Origin of the sequence: Mammaliicoccus sp. P-M59, assembly GCF_022386135.1 — a bacterium.
Taxonomy (GTDB): Bacteria; Bacillota; Bacilli; order Staphylococcales; family Staphylococcaceae; genus Mammaliicoccus; species Mammaliicoccus sciuri_A.
The window spans coordinates 64305-86441 of the sequence record NZ_JAJNJJ010000007.1 but is presented as its reverse complement, the minus strand read 5'-3'; the positions used below and the strand labels follow the sequence as shown (position 1 = coordinate 86441).

18 protein-coding genes are annotated in these 22137 nt (G+C 33.4%); 8 read left to right on the top strand and 10 right to left on the bottom strand.

The window, feature by feature from the left end; all coding sequences use genetic code 11:
• Positions 1 to 293 precede the first annotated feature (293 nt).
• From LQ617_RS11525 to fdhF, 4 genes are all read right to left on the bottom strand, one after another.
• Complete coding sequence (locus LQ617_RS11525) at positions 294 to 1421, bottom strand: FAD-dependent monooxygenase (protein ID WP_239740474.1); 1128 nt, start codon at positions 1419 to 1421, stop codon at positions 294 to 296.
• A gap of 105 nt (positions 1422 to 1526) precedes the next feature.
• The gene (locus LQ617_RS11520) at positions 1527 to 2294 is read right to left on the bottom strand and encodes an N-acetylglucosaminidase (protein ID WP_159315495.1); all 768 of its coding nucleotides are present in this window, start codon (positions 2292 to 2294) and stop codon (positions 1527 to 1529) included.
• A gap of 123 nt (positions 2295 to 2417) precedes the next feature.
• Positions 2418 to 2888: a helical membrane plugin domain-containing protein gene (locus LQ617_RS11515; protein WP_037589089.1), complete on the bottom strand. Its 471-nt coding sequence runs from the start codon at positions 2886 to 2888 to the stop codon at positions 2418 to 2420.
• Positions 2888 to 5827 (bottom strand): formate dehydrogenase subunit alpha, encoded by a 2940-nt coding sequence (gene fdhF, locus LQ617_RS11510; protein ID WP_239740451.1) that lies wholly within the window; start codon positions 5825 to 5827, stop codon positions 2888 to 2890. Before fdhF ends, LQ617_RS11515 begins: the two co-directional genes overlap by 1 nt.
• A gap of 220 nt (positions 5828 to 6047) precedes the next feature.
• Here fdhF and LQ617_RS11505 point away from each other — a divergent pair, with 220 nt between their 5' ends.
• From LQ617_RS11505 to LQ617_RS11485, 5 genes are all read left to right on the top strand, one after another.
• Positions 6048 to 7493, top strand: a complete 1446-nt coding sequence (locus LQ617_RS11505; RefSeq protein WP_239740473.1) for a carbon starvation CstA family protein — start codon at positions 6048 to 6050, stop codon at positions 7491 to 7493.
• Positions 7494 to 7770: 277 nt separating this feature from the next.
• Positions 7771 to 9069: a D-serine ammonia-lyase gene (locus LQ617_RS11500; protein WP_239740450.1), complete on the top strand. Its 1299-nt coding sequence runs from the start codon at positions 7771 to 7773 to the stop codon at positions 9067 to 9069.
• Complete coding sequence (locus tag LQ617_RS11495) at positions 9066 to 9998, top strand: DMT family transporter (protein ID WP_126477734.1); 933 nt, start codon at positions 9066 to 9068, stop codon at positions 9996 to 9998. Before LQ617_RS11500 ends, LQ617_RS11495 begins: the two co-directional genes overlap by 4 nt.
• A gap of 24 nt (positions 9999 to 10022) precedes the next feature.
• The gene (locus tag LQ617_RS11490) at positions 10023 to 10484 is read left to right on the top strand and encodes an NUDIX domain-containing protein (RefSeq protein ID WP_037589094.1); all 462 of its coding nucleotides are present in this window, start codon (positions 10023 to 10025) and stop codon (positions 10482 to 10484) included.
• Positions 10485 to 10809: 325 nt separating this feature from the next.
• Positions 10810 to 12282: a catalase gene (locus LQ617_RS11485; RefSeq protein WP_037589095.1), complete on the top strand. Its 1473-nt coding sequence runs from the start codon at positions 10810 to 10812 to the stop codon at positions 12280 to 12282.
• Between the two features lie 540 nt (positions 12283 to 12822).
• Here the strand turns inward: LQ617_RS11485 and LQ617_RS11480 are convergent.
• Together LQ617_RS11480 and LQ617_RS11475 are read right to left on the bottom strand one after the other, a co-directional pair.
• A complete protein-coding gene (locus LQ617_RS11480) occupies positions 12823 to 14013 on the bottom strand; it encodes an MFS transporter (RefSeq protein WP_239740449.1) in 1191 nt (396 codons plus the stop codon).
• Positions 14013 to 14414, bottom strand: a complete 402-nt coding sequence (locus LQ617_RS11475; RefSeq protein WP_239740448.1) for a MarR family winged helix-turn-helix transcriptional regulator — start codon at positions 14412 to 14414, stop codon at positions 14013 to 14015. The genes LQ617_RS11480 and LQ617_RS11475 overlap by 1 nt, the downstream gene beginning before the upstream one ends.
• Positions 14415 to 14608: 194 nt before the next feature.
• On the opposite strand from LQ617_RS11475, the gene LQ617_RS11470 reads away from it, so the two are divergent.
• Together LQ617_RS11470 and LQ617_RS11465 are read left to right on the top strand one after the other, a co-directional pair.
• The gene (locus LQ617_RS11470; RefSeq protein ID WP_239740447.1) at positions 14609 to 15799 is read left to right on the top strand and encodes a M20 family metallopeptidase; all 1191 of its coding nucleotides are present in this window, start codon (positions 14609 to 14611) and stop codon (positions 15797 to 15799) included.
• A 117-nt stretch (positions 15800 to 15916) separates the two neighbouring features.
• Positions 15917 to 17152, top strand: coding sequence for an ammonium transporter (locus LQ617_RS11465; RefSeq protein WP_206166763.1), 1236 nt, complete (start codon positions 15917 to 15919; stop codon positions 17150 to 17152).
• Positions 17153 to 17248: 96 nt separating this feature from the next.
• Here LQ617_RS11465 and LQ617_RS11460 read toward each other — a convergent pair whose 3' ends face one another.
• Complete coding sequence (locus LQ617_RS11460; protein ID WP_107577495.1) at positions 17249 to 18550, bottom strand: Na+/H+ antiporter NhaC family protein; 1302 nt, start codon at positions 18548 to 18550, stop codon at positions 17249 to 17251.
• Between the two features lie 159 nt (positions 18551 to 18709).
• Here LQ617_RS11460 and LQ617_RS11455 point away from each other — a divergent pair, with 159 nt between their 5' ends.
• The gene (locus tag LQ617_RS11455; protein ID WP_239740446.1) at positions 18710 to 19345 is read left to right on the top strand and encodes a hypothetical protein; all 636 of its coding nucleotides are present in this window, start codon (positions 18710 to 18712) and stop codon (positions 19343 to 19345) included.
• A 55-nt stretch (positions 19346 to 19400) separates the two neighbouring features.
• On the opposite strand, the gene LQ617_RS11450 is transcribed toward LQ617_RS11455, so the two are convergent.
• Genes LQ617_RS11450 through LQ617_RS11440 form a run of 3 tightly spaced genes read right to left on the bottom strand, consistent with a single transcriptional unit; the run spans position 19401 to position 22003 of the window.
• Positions 19401 to 20240, bottom strand: a complete 840-nt coding sequence (locus LQ617_RS11450; protein ID WP_037589104.1) for a helix-turn-helix domain-containing protein — start codon at positions 20238 to 20240, stop codon at positions 19401 to 19403.
• Between the two features lie 22 nt (positions 20241 to 20262).
• Positions 20263 to 20403 carry a hypothetical protein gene (locus LQ617_RS11445; protein ID WP_159315477.1) on the bottom strand — a complete coding sequence of 47 codons (141 nt, stop codon included), beginning with the start codon at positions 20401 to 20403 and terminating at the stop codon, positions 20263 to 20265.
• A gap of 52 nt (positions 20404 to 20455) precedes the next feature.
• Positions 20456 to 22003 carry a M4 family metallopeptidase gene (locus LQ617_RS11440; protein ID WP_159315478.1) on the bottom strand — a complete coding sequence of 516 codons (1548 nt, stop codon included), beginning with the start codon at positions 22001 to 22003 and terminating at the stop codon, positions 20456 to 20458.
• Positions 22004 to 22137 lie beyond the last annotated feature (134 nt).

The following is a 22137-nucleotide window of genomic DNA, read 5'->3' as shown; positions in this document are numbered from 1 at the left end:
AGACACAATTACAAATAATGTCCCTAATTAGACGATTCTTACTACCACTTTTCAGAATTCTGGTAATTAGACGATTCTTACTACCACTTCTCAGAATTCTGGTAATTAGACGGTTCTTACTACCACTATTCAGAATTCTGGTAATTAGACGGTTCTTACTACCATTTCTCAGAATTCTGGTAATTAGACAGTTCTTACTACCACTATTCAGAATTCTGGTAATTAGATCAACCAACTAACGCATTAAATGTCAAAAACCGCTTAGACAACCATCGTGCCTAAGCGGTTTTTTCCTATTTTAATTTTGCTTTTTGTAAGAATTTCACTTTTTTGCTAAGTGATTTTGAAGATTTTTGTTTAAGTATTTTATTTCTTATTTTAATTTTTAAAGTACTTGATGATTGTGCTGCTTTACCGATTTTTCTTGATTTTAAGATGACTTTTTTAGTATGTTTCGTTCTTAATTTATCATATCGTTTTAAGGCTGATTCTATATCTCGATCGTTAATTAAATTAACTAATGTTACGGCGTCTTCTATTGCTTGTCCTGCACCTTGTCCCATGTTTGGTGTTGTTGCATGTGCTGCGTCGCCTAATAGAACTACTCTATTTGAAACGAAAGATTTCAATGGAACTAAGTCATACATATCATGATGTAATATGCCTGTTTCTTCTTGTGCATCTAATACAGTTCTTACTTCATTTGGGAATTGATTGAAGTATGCTTGAAGATGCGGTTTCTCAAATGACTTAAATTGCAAATCATTTTCTTTAGCATTCATTGTACAGAACCAGTATAATTCGTTGTCTTTTAAAGGTACAATGCCAAATCTTCCTTTATGTCCCCAATATTCTAAAGTTACGTCTTGTTCGATATTTAACTTCTCGTTTACTACACCTCTGAAACAAGTATATCCAGCATACTTTGGTGCTGATTTTGGATAAAGTTGTGTTCTTACTTTTGAATGTATGCCGTCTGCTGCAATTACTAAATCAAATTGTTCTTCTAAACCATTTGTAAAATAAAGTCGTACATCGTCAGCTGTTTGCTTAAATGTTTTGACTTCATGATTTAAATAAATATTATCTGTTGGTACATGAGTTTTTAAGATTTCATGTAACACTTTTCTATGAATCGTAATATTTTTATGTTCATCTTGATTCATCATTAATGAATTTAAAAATTCATCTAAATCAGATCTAATTTCTATTTTTCTTAATGGCTGGCCTTCTTGCTCAATTGCATATGCCATTTTATATTGTTTCAATGCTTTAAGGACATTACTTCCAATACCTAAACCGGCACCATCTTGGTCTAAATTTTCACGTTGTTCATATACATAAACTTCATGTCCCGTTTGAGTTAGTAATCCAGCAGTCGTTAATCCACCGATGCCTGCCCCAATTACAGCAATTTTCATTTTGTTCACTACTTTCTTTGAAATAAAAATTTGATTATAAGCTTTATTTTAACATGAATCCTTACATATCTTTACCCCCAGTTCATATTGAACTAGGGGTAACCTTTATTTGTAATAGTCTTTATGGACTTTTGATTTTTTTAAATTATGGTCATCATAATAGCCTTCCATAATTTTACCGATACTTGTTGCCCAATTCACATCTGTTGCATATAGGTGTTGTCCAGGATTATAAGGGTTCCATCTCATTTTATATAATGTGTCTTGCCCATTGTTAAGATAATCCTTTTTAATAAATTCAGCGCCTCCATTTATAGCTTTTTCTGGAGAAGTCCAACCTTTCTTACGTGCATAACTACTACCCGTTTCTACAGCATCTTGGTCAAATGCCCCGATTCCATAGAAATTATAAAATGTTTTACCATTGGACATTTTGACACCACTAGCCAATTCAGAATTACCATTGCCAGTTTCGATAAAAGCATGGCTCATCAAGTATATGACATTGACATCATATTTTTCTTGAGCTTTTATAAAAGCTTTTTCTTTACCTTTTAATATGCCTTTATCTTTTAAAATTTCTTTAACTTGTTTTTCTGATACATCTACTTTTTTAGATATATCTATGAATTGAAAGTCTGTCTGACTTTTGTCGATATCCATAAATTTATCGATTTCTTTTTTATCAGCATACACGAATTTGTTGTCCTTTTGTGTAACAGCTGGTGCATCACTTTGCGTTTGAATTTCAAGCGCTTCTTCATAAGTATGCGTTTGATGATTTTTAAAAAAAGGAGACTCAAAAATAAATAATAAAACAATAAATATAATAATAATTGTGAGCCCTAAAATTAAAGAAAACCTTTCTCTCAAAAAGTTAATAATATTCACACCTCTTCTATTTGTATAAGCATTGTTACTGTTTTAACTTATCTTATATTTTCTTAAATTTCAACGAAATGTTTTCAAAAAATAAGAGCGAGACAGAAATCAGTCTCACTCTTCTCTACTCATACCTTTTAAAAAGTTCAATAATAGCGTTACACTTTGATTAATTTCTGGATCTTTAAGTGCGCCTAATAAATCTGTTACGGAAGTCTTCTTATAAGGATTAGCCCTATTTGCTACTTTCATACCGTTATTAATTCTTCTCACGAAAGTCGATGTTTCTTCTATATCCAATTCTCCTAATAGAAATAGAACTTGTCCAAGATTTCCTAAAATACCTTCATATTGTTCTTTATTTAGTTCATTGACGATATTTTTCGTAATGATTTTACGTTGCACAATGGCTGCGTGAAATGCATCCAACGCCTCCGCTTCTTCCAGTGCATCGAGTATATCAATTCCTTTTTCAATGGCAATTTTTCGATCTGATAATCGTGATTTAATGTCATTCATATTTTCTTCAATTATATATTCTCTACTTTTATGAATTTTCTTGATCACTTTAACTCTTTCACCCATTATAAATCGCCACCTTTACTAGGGAATGTATAACTTGATTTCGCCCACTTATCTTGTACTCTCACACTAATCTGTGGCTGTCTATTACCAAAACGTGAATTATGTTTAGGTATAGGTGATTTGCCTTTTTTAGTGACAACTTCTAACTTCGCATAATTATCTTTATATGCTGGTGTATTTGTATCTTTATCAACATCACTATCTGTTACAAAGTTAGGTGCACCTTCATTCTGATCATTTAACGGAATATAAATATTATTACCTGCTACTCTGTCTGTTACTTGTACATTCACTTCTACTGTACCTACTTTAGAAGTTACTTTAACTCTCGCACCATTTTCGATACCATGTTCTTCAGCAAGTTCTTTAGAAATTTCACAGAAGTTTCTAGGTAATTTATATTTTAAACCTGGTACTTGATAAGTCATATTACCTTCATGGAAATGTTCTAAGACACGTCCATTATTAACGTGTAATGACATTTCTTTAGTCTTTTTAGATTCAACATTAAATGACAATGGATAAAGTCTAGCTTTGCCATCAGGGAAATTAAATCTTTCTGTATATAATAATGGTGTATCAGTGCCATCATCATTCATTGGCCATTGTAAACTATCAAATCCTTCTAAACGATCATACGTAATACCTTTAACTAAAGGCATAAGAGATTGTGCTTCATACCATATTTCACTAGGATGTTGATAATCCCAATCTGCGCCAAGTGACTGAGCAATTAATTGAATGATTTCCCAGTCTGGTTTAGAATCTCCAAGCGTGTCTAATGCTTTATTGATTCTTTGAACGCGTCTTTCAGTATTTGTAAATGTACCATCTTTTTCTAATGAAGGAGATGCAGGTAAGACAACATCTGCAAATTCGGCTGTTTTTGATAAAAATAAATCTTGAACGACTAAGAAATCAATTTTCTCAAATGCTGATCTGACATAATTAATATTAGCGTCTACAACACCTGTATCTTCACCTTTAATATAAAGTGAGTGTAATGTCCCTTCATGTATACTATCTATCATTTGATGGTTGTCCAAACCTCTTTCTGAATCGAGCGAAACTTGCCAAGCTTGTTCAAATTTATGTCTTACTTCATCATCAGACACATCTTGATATCCTGGGAATGTGTTAGGCATACTGCCCATATCACTACATCCTTGAACATTGTTGTGACCTCTTAGTGGATAAGCACCTGTGCCTGGTCTCATATAATTCCCTGTTACTAATAATAAGTTAGAAATAGCTGTACTTGTATCACTACCGATACGATGTTGCGTTACCCCCATTGCCCAACATATGGATAGAGATTCAGTTTCTGCAACTTGTTTAGCAATATGTTTAAGTTCTGTTTGACTAATGCCCGTTAGACTTTCTGCATACTCTAACGTAAATGTTTTAAGACTGTCATAATAACTATCAAAATCATTAACCCATTTATTGATAAAAGCTTCATCGTGCCAATTTTGGTCGATAATATATTTTGTTACAGCTGATAGCCAAACTAAATCTGTACCAGGATTTGGTTGATAAAATTTATCTGCACGTTCAGCCATCTCGTGTTTTCTAATATCAAATACATATAGTTTTTGTCCTAATAATTTATGCGCACGTTTAATTCTACTCGCGATAACTGGATGTGCTTCTGCTGTGTTTGTACCGATAGTAATGACCATTTTAGCTTTTTCTAAATCTTCAATTGAACCTGAATCACCACCGTAACCTACAGTTCTAAACAATCCTTGAGTAGCGGGTGATTGACAATATCTAGAACAATTATCGACATTATGCGTTCCGATAACTTGTCTCGCTAATTTCTGCATTAAATATGATTCTTCATTTGTACATTTAGAAGATGAAATAAACGCTAATGCATCTTTACCATATTGATTTTTAATTTGCGAAAATCGTGTACTAATTACTCTCAAAGCTTCATCCCATTCAACTTCTTGGAAATAACCTTCTTTTCTAACTAAAGGTTTCGTTAATCTATCTTCAGAATTCACATAGTCCCATGCGAATTTCCCTTTAACACACGTAGAAATATGATTTGCTGGAGAATCTTCATGTGGTAACACTCTTAATATTTCTCTATCTTTTGTCCAAACATCAAATGAGCAACCTACACCACAGTAAGTACATACTGTCTTCGTCTTCTTAATGACATCTTCTCGCATCGCCGCTTCTGAATCAGAAATCGCAAACAGTGGTCCATATCCAGTTTCAGCTTTTTTAGTGAGTTCAATCATCGAACGTAATAAGCCAGGTTCTTGATCAGTCATATAGCCTGCATTACCTAGCATGTTATTTTCCATCAAAGCATTACAAGGACATACTGTTACACATTGTCCACAGTTCACACAACTTGATTCATCAATCGCGCGATCATTGTCCCAAATAACTCTAGGTTGTTTTCTTTCCCAATCAATCGTCAACGTTTCGTTCACTTGTACATCTTGACATACTTCTACACATCTACCGCATAGAATACATTGATCTGGATCATATCTATAAAATGCCCCAAAATCTTTTTCATAACCTTTAGATTGAAATGGATTAGATTGATGTTCTAAACCAAATTCACCCATTGTATTATGAATTTCGCAATTGCCATTATTATAATCACAAACTGTACAATATAATTCATGGTGTTCAAGCACTCTGTCCAATGCTTGTTTCTGAGCTGATTTCACGGATTCAAGTTGTGTATTCACAACCATGCCATTCTCAATCATCGTACTACATGCACGTTGAAGTTGCCCATTAACTTCGACGACACATGAGTCACACGTTTCAATTGGTCCTAAAGATTCGTTGTAGCATATAGACGGAACAAAGGATAACTTTTCAGCTTTAATAAAATCTAATAGCCTCATGCCCTCTTCTACAAGAAAATCTTTACCATCAATTGTTATAACCTGATGTTCTTGCATATTGATTACCCCCTCTATGAAATTATGCCCAAAAAAGCCAAATATATTCATAATTAAATGAAACGGCTTACTTTTGATTATAATTTTGTAATTTTACAATTGCAAATAATTGTTATACATACTATATTGATAAATTTTCAGAAATTTCAAAAACATTATTGATACACTGTTAAATATTTGCTAATCTATGAATATTCTTAGTTTGAAAGAAGGTTTTACAATGGTTACATTTATTTCTAGTATTATTATTTTAATTTTGGGGTATATCTTTTACGGTAAATATGTTGAACGTGTATTCGAGATACATCCAGATAAACAAACACCAGCGTATAGTAAACAAGATAATATGGATTTTGTACCTATGCCTGCTTGGAAAGGATGGATGATTCAGCTGCTCAACATAGCTGGATTGGGGCCGATTTTTGGTGCTGTAGCTGGTGCTTTATATGGACCAGTAGCATTTATCTGGATTGTTGTAGGATGTATCGTTGCTGGCGGTGTACATGACTATTTCTCAGGCATGTTAAGTTTGAGACATGGCGGTGCACAGTTCCCTATGCTTGTACAACATTATTTAGGTAAGGTTATTAGAGTGTTTACAGACGTTGTGTCTGTCGTCTTGATGGTGCTCGTTGCAGCTGCATTTGTTGCTGGTCCAGCTCAATTATTATCAAGCAAGACACCTATATCGTTCTTCGTAGCATTAGTTATCATTTTTACATACTTTATACTAGCAGCTATACTTCCTATCAATAAAATTATTGGACGTATTTATCCAATATTCGGTGTTATCTTAATCGTTATGGCAGTTAGTGTAGCCGTTGCTTTAATATTCAGTGGTAAGCATATTCCTGAAATTACAATTCATAATATGCATCCTAAAGAACTACCTGTTTGGCCATTACTTATGGTGACAATATCTTGTGGTGCCATTTCAGGTTTCCATTGTACGCAAAGTCCAATCATTTCAAGAACAGTTAAAAATGAATCAGAAGGTAGAAAAGTCTTTTATGGCGCAATGATTTCAGAAGGTATTATTGCATTAATTTGGGCAGCAGCTGGTATGACTTTCTTCGGTGGTACTGAGGGATTAGCAGCAAAATTACAATCTATCGGTCCAGCTGGTGTCGTTGACCAAATCTCAATGGAACTATTAGGACCATTCGGTAGTATCCTTGCACTACTTGGTGTCATCATTCTACCTATTACAACTGGTGATACTGCACTTAGAAGTTCAAGAATGATTATAGAAGATTTCATGAGAGATAAAGTAAAAATTAAGCCAAAAGTATTAATGATCGCAGCAAGCTTTGCGGTAGGGTTACCAGCTTTCTTACTATCAACAATTGATTATTCATTCTTATGGAGATATGTAGGGTTCTCAAATCAAATCGTCGCAACCGTTATGTTGTGGGTAAGTGTAAGTTACTTATTAAGATATGGCAAGAAACATTTAGTAGCCGGAATACCAGCGTTATTCATGACTGCTGCAATTAGTGTATATGTATTATATGCACCCGAAGGATTATCATTACCATATCAAACATCTGTAATTGGCGGATCAGTGGTATTTCTAATTGTCGCTTCATTATATGTACGTGCAATTATTAAACATGCAGACCCAAGCAGAATCGCAACACCTACAAGAGATTTATATACATCTTAAAATGTAGAATATGGAGACTTCCGATAATACGTCGGAAGTCTTTTTTATGAGTATGTTGGTGTGATGATAGCGGGGTTCTTAGTTACAATTCCGACCACTTTTGTAATTAACTCACCCACTACAAACATGTCGTTCTTGGCATCCCAAAACTTCTAAACCTTCTATTATTGTTAAAGATTACAAATAATCATATATTTTTTATTCTCACAATCTATCTATAATATTCAAACAGTTGTACTATTGTATTACATCATATTTTAAAAAGGAGAGATTATTCATGTCTATAGACATAAAATCATTAGAAGATAAATATCCTATTATTTCTAATATTAAAAATGGAGAAGAAGTATTTTGGAAAAATCCTGACTATTTAACGACTACTGATTTACCATTTTCGATGGATGATGTATTAGATGCTGAACAACGATTAGCTCGTTTTGCACCGTATATTGAAGAAGTCTTTCCTGAAACGAAACAAAACAATGGAAAAATTGAATCTCAAATTTTTTCATTAGATCATTTTAAAAATGCACGATTCAGTCATTTAAAGGGACGTTTATTTCTTAAAGGTGACCATGCTTTACCTATTTCTGGTTCTATTAAAGCACGTGGTGGCATTTATGAAGTGTTAAAGTTTGCTGAAGAAACAGCTATGAAAGAAACTGATTTTACGATTAATAGTGATTACCGCCTTCTTGCTACTGAACAATATCAATCTATTTTCTCTAAATATAGAATTGCTGTTGGTTCTACTGGTAATTTAGGATTAAGCATTGGTATTATGAGTGCCAAATTAGGTTTCAAAGTAACGGTTCATATGTCTCAAGATGCTAAGACATGGAAAAAGGATCTTCTCCGTTCTAAAGGAGTCGAAGTCGTAGAACATATACAAGATTACGGTTATGCTGTAAAAGAAGGTCGTAAAGCTGCAGCAAATGATCCTTATTGTCACTTTGTTGATGATGAAGCATCTAAAGATTTATTTTTAGGATATGCAGTTAGTGCGCTAAGACTTAAACATCAATTGAAAGATTTAAATATTCATGTAGATAAAGCACATCCGTTATACGTCTATTTACCATGTGGCGTCGGCGGTGGTCCTGGTGGTGTCGCATTTGGATTAAAACTCATTTACGGTGACCATGTACATCCTATCTTTATCGAACCTACTGAAGCACCTTGTATGACTTTAGGCATGATTACACAGCTACATGATCAAATTTCCGTTCAAGATATAGGTTTATCCGGGAAAACAATTGCAGATGGTTTAGCAGTTAGTCGTCCATCGAAATTAGTCGGCAACATTATGACTTCATTATTATTTGGTTCATGTACAGTAAATGACCATCAACTTTATCTTTATTTAAAATCATTAAAAGATCATGAGAATATCTTTATAGAACCTTCTGCTACTTCAGGTTTCCAAGGTTTAAAATATATTCATGATTTAAATTATGATTCCGAAAATGCCACGCACCTCGTTTGGTCAACAGGCGGTAACATGGTGCCAGAAAATGAACAAAAGATTTATTATCAAGAAGCTGTAGATATAGAAAAAAGGGGTTATGAAGATTGATTTTATTAATTATTCTAGGCATTTTAGCAGGGTTATGTGTACCATTACAAACATCTATTAACACGAAACTTGGTAGTTACACGAAATCACCTATACTTGCATCATTTTATTCATTCTTAATCGGAACGATCGTGTTAATCATTGTGAATACCATTATGAACCCACAAAAATTAACACCTTCATTTATAATGAATCAAGACTTTTCATACGTTTGGTTTACAGGTGGTCTATTAGGCGTCGTCTTTTTAACAGGTAATTTATTATTACTTCCAAGAATTGGCGCAGCATTAACAGTCGTGATGACAGTTTCCGGTCAAATTATAATGGGACTGATCATCGACCAATTCGGATTATTTGATGCTGACATTCATACAATCAATATCGGCAGAATTTCTGGCGTAATTCTGATGTTACTGGGTATATTATTAATGAATTATAAAAAGAAATCATCACGTGTTATTACAACGCAATCTAATCATACTAATTATTGGATGATTCTCGGTATTATGACGGGTTGTCTTCCCCCTATTCAAACAGCTATTAATAGTGCACTTAGATATGAAGTAGATTCATTTTATTTTTCAGCACTTATATCATTCGCAGTTGGGACAATCGCTTTATTCATTCTTTCACTTATTCTTGTTCGTAGAATTCGTTTTAGCTTCCATCAACCTGAACAAGGTACGATTAAACCGATCTACTTTATTGGTGGTGCATTAGGTGTTGTATTTGTTACGACGAACATATTACTTATGCCTGAACTCGGTGCAGCACTGACATTAATGGTCGTTATATTTGGACAAATGTTAATGGGACTTTTAATTGATCACTTCGGTTTATTTAATACACCAAAATTTAAAATTACAACGAGACGATTAATTGGTGCGATATTAGTCTTTGTCGGCATTGTCATTCTTAAATTATTCTAATTTAATACTAAGGAGGTCGTTGTGATGGATCTTTCTCTTAAATCAGGCGATGGTATGTTGAACATTAGAGTTGGCGCAATCATCAAAGATAAGCATGGTTATTGTTTTCACTATGATAAAAAACATGATTATTATGCATTAATTGGTGGCAGAGTTAAATATTTCGAAAGCTCAGACTCAGCTATTAAACGTGAAATCAAAGAAGAACTCAATATTGAATGTGATGATATTTACTTTTTAACAACAGTTCAAAATTTCTTTGAATATGAAAGTACGTCTTATCACGAAATATTATTTATTTACCATGCTACAATTAATGAATCTATAGAAGACTTGACCATTCCATTCGATCAAAAAGTTAAATATGTATCATTAAGAGTCTCAGAAATTCCTGAAATTAAACTGCTACCTCAAAAAGCAAAAGAAATCATATTAAAAAGAGTAGATGTCGAGCCACTATTTATAGACAGGGATTTACCTAAATAATATTGATTTCTATTAAGAACGCGAAAAAACGCGTTCTTTTTTTATTATTTATAGTTCTTATAATCAATTAATCTGTCCAATTCTCATTTTAAACAAAATATATTCTATTAACAATTTGTGTACAAACCGTAAAATTTAGTCAAAAAGCCCTATATAATGTTTAGTTTTTACACTTTTAGGTTATTATATCTAAATATATAACAAAGTAGCACCGTAATTCTTTCTGTATTATTTATTCTTTTACTTGTCACTTTGCTTACTTTAAATTATAATTAATATGAAATTAGAATTATTATAATTAAGAATTCTTGAGGAGGATTATGATATGAGTAATAAATCAAAACTTACAGGACTTTTTGGTGCGCCAGTATCAGATCGTGAAAATTCATTAACTGCTGGTAAACGCGGACCACTTGCTATGCAAGATATTTATTTCTTAGAACAAATGGCACATTTCGACAGAGAAGTGATTCCAGAGCGTCGTATGCATGCTAAAGGTTCTGGTGCGTTCGGTACTTTTACTGTTACACATGATATAACACAATATACAAATGCTAAAATATTCTCTGAAATTGGTAAACAAACTGAAATGTTTGCACGTTTCTCTACAGTTGCTGGTGAACGTGGTGCTGCAGATGCTGAACGTGACATCCGTGGTTTCGCACTTAAATTCTATACTGAAGAAGGTAACTGGGACTTAGTTGGTAACAACACACCTGTATTCTTCTTCCGCGATCCTAAATTATTTGCAAGTTTAAACCATGTTGTTAAACGTGACCCTAAAACAAACATGCATAACCCACAATCAAACTGGGACTTCTGGACATTATTACCTGAAGCTTTACACCAAGTTACAATTTTAATGACAGACAGAGGTATTCCAAAAGGATTCCGTAACATGCACGGTTTCGGTTCACACACTTATTCAATGTACAACGATGCAGGTGAACGTGTATGGGTTAAATTCCACTTCAGAACACAACAAGGTATTGAAAATTACACAGCAGAAGAAGCTGAACAAGTAATTGCTAAAGACCGTGAATCAAGTCAAAGAGACTTATTCAACGCGATTGAAGAAGGCAATTTCCCTAAATGGAAAATGTACATTCAAGTTATGACTGAAGAACAAGCAAGAAATCATAAAGATAACCCATTCGACTTAACTAAAGTTTGGTTCAAAGACGAATACCCATTAATTCCAGTTGGTGAATTCGAATTAAACCGTAACCCAGAGAACTATTTCCAAGATGTTGAACAAGCTGCATTTGCACCTACAAACATCATCCCTGGTATAGACTTCTCTCCAGATAAAATGTTACAAGGTCGTTTATTCTCATACGGAGATGCACAACGTTACCGCTTAGGTGTTAACCACTGGCAAATCCCAGTAAACTCACCAAAAGCTGCAACAAATGTTTGCCCATTCTCAAGAGATGGACAAATGAGAGTAGATGGTAACCAAGGTGGCGGCATTAACTACTATCCAAATAGTTATGAAGCACATCAATCACAACCAGAATACAAAAAACCAGGTTTAGAACTTGAAGGTGAATTATACGAACACGACTTCCGTGAAGATGACGATAATTACTATGAACAACCAGGTAAATTATTCCGTCTACAATCACCAGAACAACAACAACGTATTTTCCAAAATACAGCTAACGAAATGCAAGGCACTACTGACGAAGTAAAACACCGTCACATCCGTAACTGTTACAAAGCAGATCCAGACTACGGTAAAGGTGTAGCAGACGCATTAGGCATTGATATCAACTCAGTTGATTTAGAAGGATAATATATAAATAGCGTATAGGACAATGACTGTCCTATACGCTATTTTTTTATATAGTGGGAGCGGGACAGAAATCTAATATGTATAAAAAGATTTCGTAGTCCCGCCCCGGCAAGGATGACTAGAGTTGAAAAAAGCTTGTTACAAGCGCATTTTCAATTCAGTCAGCTACTGCCTAGATACTAAAAAAGACTGAGACATTACATTATGTCCCAGCCTCTACATTATTATGAAGTTTTGTAATTGAGTATCGCTAACTTCCATTATTCTGAATTGTGGTAATTAGAATGCGCTAACTTCCATTATTCTGAATTCTGGTAATTAGAATACGCTAACTTCCATTATTCTGAATTCTGGTAATTAGAATGCGCTAACTTCCATTATTCTGAATTGTGGTAGTTAGAACCCGCTAACTATCATTATTCTGAATTCTGGTAATTAGAATACGCTAACTTCCATTATTTCGAATTCTGGTAATTAGAATGTACTCAGTCAGGGACATTTCTCAGAATTCTGTCCTTTCATATCATCAACTAATTATAATTAACTTACTTTTTTAGCTTTAATCATGTGTAAGAAATAGAATGCGACTAATCCTAATAAGGCTACGATAGACATTGCTAGATATAATCCTGAATATCCGATTGAATGTGTGAAGTTACCTAATACATATGGTCCGAATCCCAATCCGAAGTCTAAGCCGATGAAATATGTTGATGTTGCTAATCCCATCGCTTCTACTGGTGATACTTTAACGACTAATGCTTGGAATATTGATTGTAAGTTACCGAATCCTAATCCTATAAATGCACCTGCGATTAATAAGACCGCACCATTGCTTGCAATACTAATTAGGAATAAACCAAGAATTAAACATATAAATGCTGGTATTGTAACGATATTCTCACCGCGTTGGTCCATAATTCTTCCTGTAAATGGTCTTGTAATTAAGACTGCTACTGCATATACAACAAAGAAGAAACTTGCTGCATCTACTAAATGATTTTCTTGTGCGAAGAATTGAATAAATGACAATACTGATGAGTATGCAATACTAACAATCACAACTACGATTGCAATTGGTAAGGCATGTACTGAGAAGAAATCAGTAATTTTAAATCCTTTTTTCTCTTCTGTTTTAACACTCGCCATAACAGGTGTTTCAACTTTCATGAATAGTGACATAACAAATGCTACAACAATAAGTATCGTACAAATTGTAAATAGTCCAGACATTGGAATGTGTTGATATAGTAATAAGCCTATAAATGGTCCGATTGCTGTACCGAGTACCATACTTAAACTATACATACTGATACCTTCACTACGACGTTGTGCTGGTGTGATAAATGCTGCAATTGTTCCTGTAGCTGTACTTGCTACCCCACTTGCAATACCATTTAGAATACGTACGATTAATAACAATACGAATGATGATGCAGTCACAAGATATAAACCGTTTGTGATAACTAGTAGAATACCACCGATGACTAACACTTTCTTACTACCTACTATATTGATATATTTACCTGTTAAAAATCTACCTACTAATGATCCAACTATGAATAAACCTGATGCTAGACCAGCCATACTGTCTGAAACACCGAACGTTTCTTTACTATAACCACCTACTGTTACTAATAGTAAGTACATTGATAAAAATATAAAAAAGCTAATAACAAAATTAAATATAAAATCTTTTGTCCAAATCGGTTTCTTAATTTGGTCGTCCATTACTCTGTTTCCTCCTCTATTAAATAACTTCTCAAATTCTCTAAAATCTCTTGTGCCTTATTAAGTTCTGCTTCATCGACACCAACTGCTTGCAGACATTTTTCTTGAAATACACCAATTCTATGATGAATTTCATCGAATTGATTTTGACCTTGCTCAGTTAATGTAAGGAATTTTTCTCTTTTATCTTCTTTACTATTAACTGCTTGAATCAATTCCCGTTCGATTAATTTTTTTATAATTTTACGAGCCGTAGGTTTCTCAATAAAAGAACGCTTAGATACTTGAACAAGTGTGGTTGGTTGATTATATGCGATATCATGTAACACTTTGTACTGCGCAGCATATAAATCAAAAGGTTCCAATATTTCATTAATATGATGAATATATGGTCGATACAAATTTGTGTAGGAATATAAAAAGTTCTTCATTGTTTTCACCTTTTCTCATAAAAATATAGTTAGCTTTGCTAACTAATACTCAATCATTCTACGCCCATTGTCATGTTATGTCAACACCCATTTACGCTTCTAACAACAATTTTTCAAAAATTTCTATTATAATAAAATTAAACAAATATAAGGAGGAACATGATATGTTAAATGATTTCTATGAAAGATTATCTAAGAAAGAAAACAAAATGATTGAAATCAGAAGATACTTACATGAGCATCCTGAGTTATCTTTTGAAGAAAAAGAGACAGCCCAGTATATTGCTGACTTTTATAAAGATAAGGATGTCACATTACAAACGCATATCGGAGGAGAAGGCATTTACGGTATTAAAGTAACCATTGATTCTGGTAAACCAGGTAAGACATTAGCGTTACGCGCTGATTTCGATGCTTTACCTATAAAAGAAGATACTGGCCTACCTTTCAGTTCTAAAAATGAAGGTGTCATGCATGCTTGTGGTCATGACGCGCATACTGCATATATGATGGTGCTTGCTGAAACTTTAATTGAAGTAAAAGATCAACTTAAAGGTAAGATTGTCATCATTCACCAACCTGCAGAAGAAAAGCCACCTGGTGGTTCACAATACTTAATTAAAGATGGCATTCTTGATGGTGTTGATAATGTTATCGGCGTCCATGTCATGAGCGCACTTGAAAGTGATCACGTTTATTATAGAGAAGGCAATGTTCAATCAGGTCGAAATATCTTTAAATTAAAAATAACAGGACGTGGTGGTCATGGTTCTTCACCACATTTAGCAAATGACCCAATTGTTGCAGCAAGTAGCTTTGTTATGTCTGTACAAACAATCGTTTCAAGAAGATTGGATCCATTTGATATGGGCGTTATTTCTATCGGTTCATTTGATGGTAAAGGACAGTTTAATATCATTAAAAATGAAGTCACATTAGAAGGTGACGTTAGAGGTATGAATGAAGAAACTCTACAACTGATTGAATCAGAAGTTAAACGACTTTCTAAAGGTTTAGAATCTATGTATGGTGTTCAATGTGAACTTGAATATACGAGAGATTATCCGGTTCTATATAATGATCCTGAATTAACGAAACAAGTTGCGAAAGCAATTGAAGCGGCTAATATTCCTGAAGTTAAAAGTGTTGAACGTTGCGAACCACAACCACCATCAGAAGATTTCGCTTACTATGCAAAAGAATTGCCTTGTACCTTCTTCTATGTAGGCGCAAGTCCTAAAGATAAAGAAACATTCCCTCATCACCATCCTAAATTTGATATTGATGAAGGTTCTCTACTTATTGCAGCTAAATCAGTCGCTGCTGTTACGTTCGATTATTTAGGTGTTCAATAATCCAATTACTTAACAGATGTTAAGTAATATCACACCAAGTGTAAATTTACCTGACTCATATTTCTTTTTTCTTATTTTATATTTTATACTTTTAAAAAAATAAGGAGTTGAGGGAAGATGAGTCAGACAGATACACTTTTATTATTCGGTTGTACGTTGTTAGTTTGGTTAATGACACCTGGATTAGCATTATTTTACGGAGGATTAGTTCAATCTAAAAATGTTTTAAATACTTCCATGCACAGTATTTCAGCAATTGTTGTTGTAACATTCACATGGGTATTAATAGGATTTTCTATTAGTTTTGGCGGTAACAATTTATGGATAGGTGATTTCTCACACGCATTATTAAACGGTGTTGGATTCACACCTAATGGTAATTTTAGTGAAACCATTCCATTCGCATTATTTATGCTTTTCCAATTAACATTTTGTACCATTGCTGTTTCAATTCTTACTGGTTCAGTAGCTGAAAGAATGAAATTCGGACCATTTTTAATCTTTATGAGTTTATGGGTCATTCTAGTTTATAGCCCAGTAGCACATTGGGTATGGGGTGGCGGCTGGATTCACAAACTTGGTGCAATAGATTTTGCTGGTGGTACAGTTGTCCATATTTCATCTGGTGTTTCTGGACTCGTACTTGCCCTACTACTCGGTTCTAGAAAACCTAGTAATAAGAAACCACCACATAATTTAGTCATTACTTTAATCGGTGGTATTCTCGTATGGTTCGGTTGGTTTGGCTTTAATACAGGATCAGCACTCACTTTCGATTCAGTTGCCATGCTCGCATTTGTTAATACAATACTAGCATCATGTGCAGGTATTGCCGGTTGGTCTATCTTTGAATATATTCAAAAGAAAAAAGTTACGTTAATCGGAACATTATCAGGAATGTTAGCAGGACTCGTAACGATTACACCAGCAGCAGGTTTTGTCGGTTACGGAAGTGCAATGATTCTAGGAATATTAGGTGGATTCGTTTGTTACTATGTTATCACGCACCTTAAAGTCTTACTTAATTATGACGATGCATTAGATGCATTCGGTTTACACGGATTTGGAGGCGTCGTTGGTGCAATAGGAACAGGTCTTTTCCAAAATTCTAGCGTCAACTCAACAATAGCAGACGGTGTATTCTTTGGTGGTGGCATTATGCCAGTAGTCGTACAAATCATTGCCGTCGTCGTAACAATCGCATTTAGTGGCATCATGACATACATCATCGCTAAAATCATCAGTATCTTTACAACATTAAGAACAGACGAAAAAGCAGAACTAGAAGGCTTAGATGCCGTATTCCATGGCGAAACCGCATATGGTTACGAACTCAAACAAGAAAAAGCATAAAAATATATAGCTATAAAAAACAAGCATATCACTTAACTGAACCATTCAGTCATAATGTGATATGCTTGTTTTTGTTTAAAATATTACTATTTAAGCTTACTCCGCTTCTTTCTTCTTACGTGGATAGCCTATTATAATAGACACGATACCACATATGCCTAATAAATATGGATAAAATGAATATGGTAATAGTGATACTGTTGATATTCCTGCGACGCTTGTTGCTGCTAATACTTGTGCGCCATATGGAATAATTCCTTGTACTGTACTTGCAAATATATCTAATATACTTGCTGATTTTCTGCGATCAATTTGATAATCATCTGCTATTTCTTTTGCGAGTGGTCCTGCTGTAATGATTGAAATTGTGTTGTTAGCTGTTGCTAAATTCGTCACGCTTACTAAACTGGCAATTCCAAATTCTGCACCTCGTTTAGATTTCAAGCGTTTCGTTACGGTATTGAGCAACCATTTTATTCCGCCATGGTATTCTATTAGTCCAATCATACCGCCGATTAATAATGCAATCATAGAAATATCTTGCATGCCGATAAGTCCATCTGAGATTGCTTTTAAATTTTCTGCTAGCGTAAATGAGCCGTCTAATAATCCTATTAAGCTTGCTACGATGACACCAAGTACTAATACCATCAATACGTTCATTCCGCATAACGCACTAATTAATACAAATAAGTATGGAATGACTTTAATGACACTATAGCCACCTTGACTGGCATCTGTCATACCTGCATCTTTTGTAACAAACCATAGAATAAGCACTGTTAAGATAGCACCTGGTAATACAATTAAGAAATTCATCTTAAATTTATCGCTCATTTTCGTTTGTTGTGTTCTAACTGCCGCGATAGTAGTATCTGAAATCATTGATAAATTATCGCCGAACATTGCACCGCCTACGACAGTTGCTGTTGTTAAAGCAAGTGAGATATCTGTTGCTTCTGAGATACCTACGCCTACTGGTGCTAATGCTGCTACCGTTCCCATTGATGTACCCATCGCTACTGAAATAAATGCACCAACAATGAATAAACCTGCTAATAAAAACTGTCCGGGAATTAAAGATAATCCTAAATTAACAGTTGAACTTACAGCCCCCATACTTTTAGCTGTTTGACTAAATGCACCTGCCATTAAAAAGACAAATACCATTAATAAAATGTTAGGATGAGCTGCACCTTTTGTAAATATATCTAATTTTTTAGCTAAAGGCGTCTTTGGATACATGGCACATGCAAAGACTGCTGCAATCAGAATCGCTACATTTAAAGGTAAGTAATTAAAATCTTTCATGATTAATCCAGTACCTATAAACAGCGTTACAAATACGATTAACGGTAATAAAGCTATAAATGATCCTTTATGATTAATTTGATTCATTATTTTCTCCTCTTATATATCTTGAATACTTTAAAAGGGTACAGTACATATTGTTTCTCGTCAAATATTAATTTTTAATTTTACCATTTGATGATTAAATCATCAAAATCAGGTAATATAACTATCATAAGATTAAAGCAAATATTAAGGGGTTCAATTATGATTATTAGTAATACAATTAATGATTTTTTCAATAACTTTCATTTAAATGAACAGTCGAGGCTTTCATATTTTACAAAGTATCATACAGAGTTTAAGCATGCAGGATATGATGAACATTTACTATGTCAAAATATCCATCCAACACTTCTAAAATTAGAACAAGATCTTCCCTTAATTTTAAAAATAAACACGAAATTGGTTCATATTATCTTTGAAGTAAGGCTGAAATTTCTAAAGCAATATCAAACATATTTAAAGCCAGATATTTATTTTCTTGTTGGGACATATAAAGAAGATGCTTCAATTCAAGTAGAAGATAACGCACATTTATATTTATTTATAGAATCTCTATGTCATAAATATGATTTATTATACGATGTGATAGCCTACTATTTAGCGAAGTTATACATATATGAAATCATTAAAGAATACTACCCTGAAACGATTACGACGACTATTTTGAACAATAAACATGTCATATTAGAAGAAGCGATTGTCCTACATATATTAAAGACGCTCAATTATACATATCCTTATAAAGACAGACATGACTTTAAAGACATTCAACAATTAGCTTCTAAACTTGAATCTGAATTTACGACAGAGACCATACTTCAAGTCGTTCAAAAATAAAAAATACTTTCATATCCTATTCGTTTAAAAGAATTGGTTATGAAAGTATTTTTGTTTATAAAGTTTTCATTAAATCTCTAATTAATATTGTGATGTTATGTTTTTTAGATTGTTCACTTAAGAAAAGTGCAATGTCTAATTGTTTCTTATCTGTATCATTTAGAATGCCCATCTCTAATCGTGATTGCACAATATTATAAACTAATTCACTATATAACATATATCTATTCGATTTAATCGTAATATCTAATGCAGATTGTGCATAAGCTAAACATCTGTCATAAGCTTTTTCATTCGAGTAAATATTAGATAATGTATATAACAATTTGATTTGATAATTATCGTCTACATTATAGCGTTTAGCAATTTCTAAACCTTGTTCTAGTGATGACTTTGCTTTTTCATTTTCATTCTGTCTATAGTAGTAAATTGCGCGCGTATTACAGATAGAAACTTGTAATTTCTCATACATATTATGATCCATTAAACGATAAGCTTCTTCTATTAGTTGTAGAGATTGTTCAACATCATCATGCTTATAAAAAGTAATAATCGATCTTACCCACTTCGAAGCAGCAATTTCATCTGTTGAACTATTGGATAAATAATTGCCATCTATAATAGGTATGAGCGCATCATAATCACGCTCTTCTAACAATCTTTCTATTACTTTTAACTTCTGTTCTAATTGTGTATCTAACTCATCACCAATATATAAATAGTCCATACTACAATTTAATCTTCTTGAAATGTTAAATAGTAGTTGAGATCCCGGTTGTAATTCATTCTTTTCTATTTTTGAAATTTGACTTTGAGTCGCAATACCTTGCGCTAAATTTTGTTGAGATAACTTTAAATCTATTCTCCTTTGTTTGACACGTTCTCCTAATTTCATATATAACGCTCCCCGTATTCAGTTATCGAATTAACATGTTTGAATAACCCACGCTATGCATATCATCTGGTATCGGTGTTGCTGTGCATATTTGTCCCGTCAAATATACACGACCTTGATTCATAAGCATTTTACGATGTATCATATGTTTCGGATTCTGCATGTTAATGTCCTCCTCTTTATTTTAAGTCTCAATGTGTGAAAATACAATTATTTTATCCAGTTACGCCTACTGAATTCCAAGCATTGACCACTTGTTGTACTTCTGTTGAGTTTGCACCATATAAATCAGATGCTGCTTGTTTTAACGCAAATTTAGCATCTAAGAATGAAGAGTTTGAACTTAAGTATTGTGTTAATGCTCTATAATAGATGTCTTCTGATTTTTCTTTTCCAATTTTATTAATTGTTAAATATGCCGCTTTGTTTGGTATACCACTATTAATATGCACACCACCATAGTCACCTTGTTCAGTATTTGGCAAGTTCTGATAGTTATTCATATGTGCAGGTTGATTATATTGTTCCGGATTAGAAAGACTTCTTAATCCATCACCTGGTTTACCTGGTGTGTATGCATCTTCTCCCATTAACCAGTCTTCAGGGTCAACGAAGTAACCAAACACATCTGACATTGATTCATTTAAAGCACCTGGTTGATTCTCATATACAAGATTTGCACTATGTTCAGTCACAGCATGTGTTAATTCATGTGCAACAACATCATCTGCAGCTGATAATGATGTAAATGTTTTGCCATCACCATCTCCATACACCATGTATTGGCCATTCCAAAAGGCATTATTATAATTTCTATCAAAATGGACAATAGAATTAATTTCTGCACCGTTTCCATCATAACTATCTCTATTGTGTGTGTTTAAATAGTAATCATATGTTTTAGCAGCATTAAAATGGGCATCCACTCCTGCAGCTTGATTTTTACTATTAAAGTTTGTATCCGTATCTGTCATAAGTGAAAAGCTAGACGTACCATTCTTTGCATCATAAGTATGGATTGTTCCAGAATGTGTTTCATCTTGTAAACCATAGCCATTGCTTATTTTTGTTAAATTGAGTGGCTTTTTAGTGTCACCATTAACACCTACACCACTTCCAGCAATATGTTCAATTTTATTTTTCTTACTTACAACTTCACCAGTCTCAGCATCAATTTTAATTTCCCAACGTGCTGGTTTAGGATCTAAATAAATAATTTCAACATTATAGACTAATTTTTTCTTTTCAGCATTGATCACTAGTTCATCTTTATTAACGACTTTTTGTCCTTTAATATTTTTCACTTCATTTTGACTTACGCCGATACTTTCAAAAGCTTTATTAACCGCTTCATCTTTAGATAAGCTTTGTTTATTTGTATATGTAACTTTTTCTGTATTGACATCCCCATTGACGAGCTCTAATTCTTGATTATCGTTGGTATGTATCTTGACTTCTTTATCTTCGACAACGTAGTTATCTACTTTAGGTTTTAAAGTATAATGCGTATATCCTAAGTTATCTTTAAATTCATTTGCTACTTCAAATTGTTTGTAACTTTTCTTAATATTTGGATTGCCTGGTAACTGACTCAAAATCTCTTGCGCTTCAGCTTTTGTGTTTATTTCTTGTTTAGGAATTGATTTTAATTCCTTTTGATCTAAAGGACTACTTTCTTTCGCACTAGCCACATTTGATAATCCTAAAGTCAAAGCCATAACTGAAGTAAAACCTACTGATAAAATTTTTTTCGATCGATACATTTAATCCACCCCTATATATTTTTAGAATAAGTACAATTTAATTATATATAACATGAAGTATAAAGTCATTATAAAAAGTGTAATTTTATATTACATTTATATTACATATAGAATATCGACATATATTAATTTGA

Bases quoted from the DNA above. Each gene is read 5' to 3' on its own strand.
- LQ617_RS11525 (WP_239740474.1), bottom strand. From the start codon at position 1,421: ATGAAAATTGCTGTAATTGGGGCAGGCATCGGTGGATTAACGACTGCT.
- LQ617_RS11515 (WP_037589089.1), bottom strand. From the start codon at position 2,888: ATGGGTGAAAGAGTTAAAGTGATCAAGAAAATTCATAAAAGTAGAGAA.
- fdhF (WP_239740451.1), bottom strand. From the start codon at position 5,827: ATGCAAGAACATCAGGTTATAACAATTGATGGTAAAGATTTTCTTGTA.
- LQ617_RS11505 (WP_239740473.1), top strand. From the start codon at position 6,048: ATGGTTACATTTATTTCTAGTATTATTATTTTAATTTTGGGGTATATC.
- LQ617_RS11500 (WP_239740450.1), top strand. From the start codon at position 7,771: ATGTCTATAGACATAAAATCATTAGAAGATAAATATCCTATTATTTCT.
- LQ617_RS11490 (WP_037589094.1), top strand. From the start codon at position 10,023: ATGGATCTTTCTCTTAAATCAGGCGATGGTATGTTGAACATTAGAGTT.
- LQ617_RS11485 (WP_037589095.1), top strand. From the start codon at position 10,810: ATGAGTAATAAATCAAAACTTACAGGACTTTTTGGTGCGCCAGTATCA.
- LQ617_RS11480 (WP_239740449.1), bottom strand. From the start codon at position 14,013: ATGGACGACCAAATTAAGAAACCGATTTGGACAAAAGATTTTATATTT.
- LQ617_RS11470 (WP_239740447.1), top strand. From the start codon at position 14,609: ATGTTAAATGATTTCTATGAAAGATTATCTAAGAAAGAAAACAAAATG.
- LQ617_RS11465 (WP_206166763.1), top strand. From the start codon at position 15,917: ATGAGTCAGACAGATACACTTTTATTATTCGGTTGTACGTTGTTAGTT.
- LQ617_RS11460 (WP_107577495.1), bottom strand. From the start codon at position 18,550: ATGAATCAAATTAATCATAAAGGATCATTTATAGCTTTATTACCGTTA.
- LQ617_RS11455 (WP_239740446.1), top strand. From the start codon at position 18,710: ATGATTATTAGTAATACAATTAATGATTTTTTCAATAACTTTCATTTA.
- LQ617_RS11450 (WP_037589104.1), bottom strand. From the start codon at position 20,240: ATGAAATTAGGAGAACGTGTCAAACAAAGGAGAATAGATTTAAAGTTA.
- LQ617_RS11445 (WP_159315477.1), bottom strand. From the start codon at position 20,403: ATGCAGAATCCGAAACATATGATACATCGTAAAATGCTTATGAATCAA.
- LQ617_RS11440 (WP_159315478.1), bottom strand. From the start codon at position 22,003: ATGTATCGATCGAAAAAAATTTTATCAGTAGGTTTTACTTCAGTTATG.